This window comes from Demequina iriomotensis, from assembly GCF_000971395.1.
Lineage (GTDB): Bacteria > Actinomycetota > Actinomycetes > Actinomycetales > Demequinaceae > Demequina > Demequina iriomotensis.
Genome location: NZ_BBME01000021.1, coordinates 64273 through 71324, shown reverse-complemented (window position 1 = coordinate 71324; position 7052 = coordinate 64273). Strand labels below are relative to the sequence as shown.

General features: G+C 70.8%; 7 protein-coding genes. 5 read left to right on the top strand and 2 right to left on the bottom strand.

The features are described 5' to 3' along the window. Positions 1-47 precede the first annotated feature (47 nt). Positions 48-698, bottom strand: coding sequence for a response regulator (locus AOM09_RS14055; protein WP_062389831.1), 651 nt, complete (start codon positions 696-698; stop codon positions 48-50). Then, complete coding sequence (locus AOM09_RS14050; protein WP_062389827.1) at positions 695-1489, bottom strand: sensor histidine kinase; 795 nt, start codon at positions 1487-1489, stop codon at positions 695-697. The genes AOM09_RS14055 and AOM09_RS14050 overlap by 4 nt, the downstream gene beginning before the upstream one ends. Positions 1490-1721: 232 nt before the next feature. Between AOM09_RS14050 and AOM09_RS14045 the strand changes: the two genes are divergently transcribed. From AOM09_RS14045 to purF, 5 genes are all read left to right on the top strand, one after another. Next, the gene (locus AOM09_RS14045; RefSeq protein ID WP_062389824.1) at positions 1722-3098 is read left to right on the top strand and encodes an ABC transporter substrate-binding protein; all 1377 of its coding nucleotides are present in this window, start codon (positions 1722-1724) and stop codon (positions 3096-3098) included. Between the two features lie 181 nt (positions 3099-3279). After that, on the top strand, positions 3280-4182 hold the full coding sequence (locus AOM09_RS14040) for a carbohydrate ABC transporter permease (RefSeq protein ID WP_228375158.1): 903 nt from the start codon (positions 3280-3282) through the stop codon (positions 4180-4182). Next, positions 4182-5114 (top strand): carbohydrate ABC transporter permease, encoded by a 933-nt coding sequence (locus tag AOM09_RS14035; protein WP_082099259.1) that lies wholly within the window; start codon positions 4182-4184, stop codon positions 5112-5114. The genes AOM09_RS14040 and AOM09_RS14035 overlap by 1 nt, the downstream gene beginning before the upstream one ends. A gap of 100 nt (positions 5115-5214) precedes the next feature. Further along, complete coding sequence (locus AOM09_RS14030; RefSeq protein ID WP_062389821.1) at positions 5215-5544, top strand: hypothetical protein; 330 nt, start codon at positions 5215-5217, stop codon at positions 5542-5544. Continuing rightward, positions 5541-7052, top strand: coding sequence for an amidophosphoribosyltransferase (gene purF, locus AOM09_RS14025; protein ID WP_228375156.1), 1512 nt, complete (start codon positions 5541-5543; stop codon positions 7050-7052). Before AOM09_RS14030 ends, purF begins: the two co-directional genes overlap by 4 nt.

Here is a 7052-nt window from a genome sequence, read left to right as displayed (position 1 = left end):
GGTGAGTGGCGGGTGGGTGGCGGGCGCGCGGGTCGGGGGCGCGCGGGTCAGGGGCGCGCGGCCAGGCCCGTCTCGAACGCGATCACCACCGCCTGCACGCGGTCGCGCGCGCCGAGCTTCGCGAGCACGCGGCCCACGTGCGTCTTCACGGTCGGCTCCGCGAGGAACAGCTCCTTGCAGATCTCGGCGTTCGACAGCCCGCGCGCCATGAGCACCAGCACCTCGCGCTCGCGGTCCGTGAGGCCGTCGAGCCGGGCGTCGACGGTCGGGTCGGGCAGCGCCGCCATCCGCGACAGCAGGCGCCGCGTCGACGACGGGGCGATGACCGCGTCGCCCGCGTGCACCGTCCGCACGGCGCCGAGCAGGTCCTCGGGCGGTGCGTCCTTGAGCAGGAAGCCCGAGGCGCCGGCCTTGATCGCGGCGACCACGTACTCGTCGAGGTCGAAGGTGGTGAGGATCACTACCTTCGTGGCGGACGATGCGGTGATCGCCTCGCACGCCGCGATCCCGTCGGTGCCGGGCATGCGGACGTCGACGAGCGCGACGTCCGCGGGCGGGTCGAGCGCGGCGAGGGCGGCGATCGCGGCGGCGCCGTCACCTGCCTCGGCGACCACCGTCATGTCCTCCTGCGAGTCCACGACCATGCGGAAGCCCGCGCGGATGAGCTGCTGATCGTCGACGAGCGCGACGCGGATCATGAGTCCTCCTGGGTGAGCACCGGTGCGGTGCGAGGGGTGAGGGGGAGCCGGGCGCGCACCAGGAAGCCGCCGCCGGCGCGCGGTCCGGCCGTCAGGGTGCCACCGAAGACCGTCGCGCGCTCGGCCATGCCCGCGATGCCCAGCCCGGCGCCGTCGCCGCGCGCCGCCGCGCCACGGCCGTCGTCGGACACCGCCACGGCCAGCGCATCCTCCTCCCAGCGCAGCTGGACGAACGCGGTGACGTGCGGGCCGGCGTGCTTGAGGACGTTGGTGAGGGCCTCCTGGACGATGCGGTAGGCCGCGAGGCCCGCGCCGATCGGGAGCGGGCGCGGGGTCCCGGTGGTGACGTACGACACGACGAGCCCACCCTCGCGCATCTGCGCGACGAGCTCCGGGATGTCGGACAGGGACGGCTGCGGGCCCATGTCCGCGTCGCCGTCGCCGTCGCGCAGGATGCCGAGCAGGGCGCGCATCTCGGCGAGCGCGGAGCGGCTGACGTCCGCGATGGTGTCGAGGCTGCCGAGCGCCGCGGCGGGGTCGGCGCGCCCCGCGAAGCGCCCGCCATCCGCCTGGGCGACGACCACGGAGAGCGTGTGCGCGACCACGTCGTGCATCTCGCGGGCGATCCGCGCGCGCTCGTTCGAGGCGGCCAACGCGAGGGCGGCGGCCCCGTCGCGAGCGCGCTCCTCCGCGACCGCGCGGGCCCGCCGGCGCTCGATGACGAGCCTCGCGGCCAGCAACGCGGCCGCCAGCGTCGTCGCCGTCGCGATCCCCCAGGCGAGCCAGATCATGGCGCTCACTGTACGGGCCGCAGCCCGTGCATCGGCCCAGGTCACACCCAGGTAACGATCGTTGAGCGGTCCCAGCCAGCGCTTGCGCGCCCCGGGAGCCGGGTCTACGTTCGGTTGCAAGCGCTTGCGTCGTCGGAGGTGTGGTGGCCTCCCTGGCGCGGGCGCCGCTCCCTGTGCGTCGTCATCAGCGGCGGGCAGGGGCGCAACTCAACGAAGAGGAGGCGCTGTACCCATGAACCGACGTCTATTCATCCCCGTCGCGGGCCTCGCGATCGGCGGACTGGCGCTCGCCGGCTGCTCGAGCGGCGGCACGAGCGACGACTCCAGCAGCGGCGGCGGTGGCGGCGGCGCCATGGCCGAGGGCTGCGAGGACTACGCCGACTACGGCACGTTCGACGGCGACTCCGTCGAGATCTACGGCACGCAGGTCGACGAGGAGGCCGACCGCCTGGTCGAGTCGTGGGCCCAGTTCGAGGAGTGCACCGGCATCACCGTCGAGTGGATCGGCAACCAGGAGTTCGAGACGCAGATGAACGTCCGCGTCGAGGCCGGCGACCCGCCGAACCTCGCGATCTTCCCGCAGCCCGGTCTCGCGGCGCGCTTCATCGAGGGCGGCTCGGTGGTGCCGGCGCCGGAGTCCGTCGAGGCGAACGTCGACGAGTTCTGGACCGAGAGCTGGAAGGAGTACGGCACCGTCGACGGGACCTTCTACGCCGCGCCGCTCATGGCGAGCGTCAAGGGCTGGATCTGGTACTCGCCGACGCAGTTCGCCGAGAAGGGCTACGAGGTCCCCGAGACGTGGGACGACATGATGGCCCTCACCGCGCAGATGGCCGAGGACGGCGCCGACAACGCGCAGTACCGCCCGTGGTGCATCGGCTTCGAGTCCGGCGAGGCGACCGGATGGCCCGGCACCGACTGGATCGAGGACATCGTCCTGCGACAGAACGGCGCCGAGGTCTACGACGCCTGGGTCGCGGGCGACGTGAAGTTCTCCGACCCCGAGATCCAGACCGCGTTCGACACGTTCGGCGAGATCGCGCTCAACGCGGACTACGTCAACGGCGGCATCGGCGGACCCGAGACGATCGCGTCGACGGCGTTCGGCGACGCGGGCCTGCCCATCCTCGACGGCAACTGCTCGCTGCACCACCAGGCCTCGTTCTACGAGGGATTCTGGCCGGAGGGCACCACCGTCGCCGAGGACGGCGACATCTGGGCCTTCATCACGCCCAAGGTCAACGCGGACGACCCGGACGCGGTGACCGGCGGTGGCGAGTTCATCACCGCCTTCGACTCCGAGCCGGCCACGGTCGCGTTCCAGACGTTCCTCTCGAGCGACACGTGGGCGAACATCCGCGTCGGTCTCGGCGGCGTCATCTCCGCCAACCAGGGCCTCGACCCGGCGAACGCGAGCTCCGCGCTCGGCACCGCCGCGATCGAGCTGCTCCAGAGCGAGGACACCCTGTTCAAGTTCGACGGTGCGGACCTCATGCCGGCCGAGGTGGGCTCCGCCTCGTTCTGGACGGGCATCACCGACTGGGTGCAGGGGACCAAGTCGACGGAAGAGGTCACGTCGTTCATCGACGGCACCTGGCCCTCGTCCTGATCGCCTGAGCCGTGCGCCGGCCGGGTGAGACCCGGCCGGCGCACGGCGCCATCGAAGGGAGGGGACGATGACGTCCCTCGCAGGTCTCGCGGCCATACCGCTGCGCACCGAGGGCTTCTGGACCGATCAGGGCGGCAAGCTCGGCTTCGCGGCCGTGGCGATCGTGGCGTTCCTGGCGGTCATGGGTCTGGTGATGTTCCTCGCCGACAACGCGCCCAAGAAGGGGCGCGACGTCATCCAGCTGCTCCTGTTCATCCTGCCGGCGATGCTGCTGCTCACGGCGGGCATGATCTGGCCCGCGCTGTCGACGATGTGGCAGTCGGTGACGTCGAAGGCCGGCGAGTTCGTCGGGCTCGACAACTTCGTCACGATCTTCACCGACCCCACGGGCCAGGTGGTGCTGCGCAACACGCTGCTCTGGGTCGTCTTCGTGCCGACCATCTCGACCGTCGTGGGCCTCGCCTACGCGCTCTTCATCGACCGCGCGCGCGGCGAGCGGGTGCTGAAGTCCCTCGTGTTCATGCCCATGGCGATCTCCTTCGTCGGAGCGTCGATCATCTGGGGCTTCATGTACACGTACCGGTCGGAGGGCTTCCCCCAGATCGGCCTGCTCAACCAGATCCTCGTGTGGCTCGGCGGCTCGCCCTACCAGTTCGTCGAGACCCCGCCGTGGAACACGTTCTTCCTCCTCGTCGTGATGGCCTGGATCCAGACGGGCTTCGCCATGGTGGTGCTGTCCGCCGCGATCAAGGGCGTCCCGGCCGAGATCGTCGAGGCGGCCGAGCTCGACGGCGCGAGCGCGTGGGAGCGGTTCCTCCACGTCACGTTGCCGTGGATCCGCGGATCGCTCGTGGTGGTGGTCACCACCATCACGATCTCGACGCTCAAGGTCTTCGACATCGTGCGCACCATGACGGGCGGCCAGTACAACACGTCGGTCGTGGCCAACGAGATGTACACGCGTGCGTTCCGCCTGGGCCAGCCCGAGATCGGCGCCGCGCTCGCGGTGGTGCTCTTCATCCTGGTGCTGCCGATCGTCGTCTACAACATCCGGGTCCTGCGACAGCACAAGGAGACTCACTGATGAGCGCCGCGATCGCCCCCGAGCCCGTGGTCGACGCCCCGGACGGCGCATCGTCCGGAGGCAAGGCCAAGCGCGTCAAGAAGCGCCTCACGTCGCGCACCGCCACGTTCTTCGCGATCGTCATCGCGACGCTGTGGACCATCCCGACGTTCGGGCTGTTCGTCTCGTCGTTCCGCCCGGACACGGACATCGCGAACTCCGGCTGGTGGACCATCATCACCAACCCGAGCTTCACCCTCGACAACTACACGGCGGTGTTCTCGGAGTCGGGCGCTTCGTCCGCGAGCCTCGGCGTGTACTTCATCAACTCGATCGTCATCACCCTCCCGGCGACCGTGTTCCCCATCACGCTCGCGCTCATGGCCGCGTACGCGTTCGCGTGGATCCCGTTCAAGGGGTCCTCGTGGATCTTCGTGCTCGTGTTCGCGCTGCAGATCGTCCCCCTGCAGATGGCGCTCATCCCGCTGCTGAAGATCTTCAACTACCCGTGGCTCGACATCGGCGGCACGTTCCCGGCCGTGTGGATCGCCCACACGATCTTCGCGTTGCCGCTCGAGATCTTCCTGCTCCACAACTTCATCTCCGAGATCCCGCGCGACGTCATGGAGGCGGCGAAGGTCGACGGCGCGAACCATGCGCAGATCTTCCGCCGCGTGGTCATCCCGCTGTCGGTGCCCGCGATCGCGTCGGTGGCGATCTTCCAGTTCCTGTGGGTGTGGAACGACCTGCTGGTGGCGCTGGTGTTCTCGGGCGGCACCATCAAGACGGCGCCGCTGACGCAGCGCATCGCGGAGTTCGCGGGCACGCGTGGCAACGACTGGGAGCTGCTCACCGCGGCGGCGTTCGTCGGCACCATCGTGCCGCTCATCGTGTTCTTCTCGCTGCAGAGGTACTTCGTACGCGGCCTGCTCGCCGGCTCGACCAAGGGCTGACGGGCATCCGAGGGGGAGGCCGGGGCGGGGCCGGGAGACCGAGGGGCTCCCGGCCCCGATCCCGTTCCCGGCCCGTTCGGCCACGGCCTAGACTTGGCGCGTGAGCGACGTCCCCCGAGATGACACCGCGGCCGACCTCCCCGAGCAGCCGTTGCCCGAGCAGCCGTTGCCCGAGGATCTCGCGAGCATCGCGGTCCCCGCGCACGTGCGCACCGCCCCCCGGTTCGGCAGCTTCATCGGCACGGGCGTGGGCGCCGGCATCGTCGTCGCGGCCGTGCTCGCGATCTTCCTGCCGAACTCGACCGGCGTGGGTCGCTTCCTCGTCTTCCTGGTGCTGGCCCTGGGCCTGTGCCTGCTCGGCGCCGTGATCGGCGGCGCCCTCGCGACCAGCCTGGACCGCGCATCGTCCGCCCCCAAGGAGAACCGATGACTTCCCGTCGCACCCCCCTCGGCACGCCCATGACCGCGCGGCGCGGCGGCGACGGCCGCCTGGGCCACGAGCTGCTTCAGGGAGAAACCACGCCGCAGGACGAGTGCGGCGTCTTCGGCGTGTTCGGCCCCGGCGAGGAGGTCGCCAAGCTCGCCTACTTCGGCCTCTACGCGCTGCAGCACCGCGGCCAGGAGTCGGCGGGCATCGCGACCTCGAACGGCGAGAACATCCTGGTGTTCAAGGACATGGGGCTCGTGTCCCAGGTGTTCGACGAGGGCGCGCTCGAGGCTCTTCAGGGGCACATGGCCGTGGGCCACACGCGCTACTCGACCACGGGCGCCTCGGTATGGGCGAACGCGCAGCCCACGCTCGGCCCCACCGAGCACGGCACCATCGCGCTGGGTCACAACGGCAACCTCACCAACGTGCAGGAGCTGCTCGACCTGCTCATCGAGCGCGAGGGCATGGCCAAGCGGCTCGACCTCAAGGGCGGCAAGTGCACGGACACGGCGATCGTGACCGCGCTGCTGGGCGCCGAGGGCTTCGACTCGCTCGAGGAGGTCGCGATCGACCTGCTGCCGCAGGTGGAGGGTGCGTTCTCGTTCGTGTTCATGGATGAGCACCGCATGTACGCCGCGCGCGACCCGCAGGGCTTCCGCCCACTGGTGCTCGGCTCGCTGCCGTCGGGCGGCTGGGTGGTCGCGTCCGAGACGGCGGCGCTCGACATCGTCGGGGCGACGCACGAGCGCGAGGTCGAGCCCGGCGAGTTCCTGGTGATCGACGAGACGGGGGTGCGCTCGCGGCGCTTCGCCGAGGCGAACCCCAAGGGCTGCGTGTTCGAGTACGTGTACCTCGCCCGTCCCGACACCACCATCGCGGGCCGGTCGGTGCAGGCCGCGCGCCTCGCGATGGGCCGCGCGCTGGCGAAGGAGCACCCGGTCGAGGCCGACCTGGTGATCCCCGTCCCCGAGTCCGGGACGCCCGCCGCCGTCGGCTACGCGCAGGCCTCCGGCATCCCGTTCGCGCAGGGGCTCGTGAAGAACTCCTACGTGGGCCGCACGTTCATCCAGCCGTCGCAGACGCTGCGCCAGCTGGGCATCCGCCTCAAGCTCAACCCGCTGCGCGAGGTCATCGAGGGCCAGCGCCTCGTGGTGGTCGACGACAGCATCGTGCGCGGCAACACCCAGCGCGCGCTCGTCGCGATGCTGCGCGAGGCCGGCGCGGCCGAGGTGCACGTGCGCATCTCCTCGCCGCCGGTCCAGTGGCCGTGCTTCTACGGCATCGACTTCCCCACGCGCGACGAGCTCGCGGCCGTGGGGCACACCATGGAGCAGGTGCGCCAGCAGATCGGCGCTGACTCCCTGGGCCACATCTCGCTCGAGGGCATGCTCGCCGCGACGGAGCAGGCGGAGTCCCGCCTGTGCACCGCGTGCTTCACCGGCACGTACCCCGTCGAGCCGCCCGTCAACGCCCGGCACCTGCTGGTGTCCCAGCCCGTGGAGGCCTGA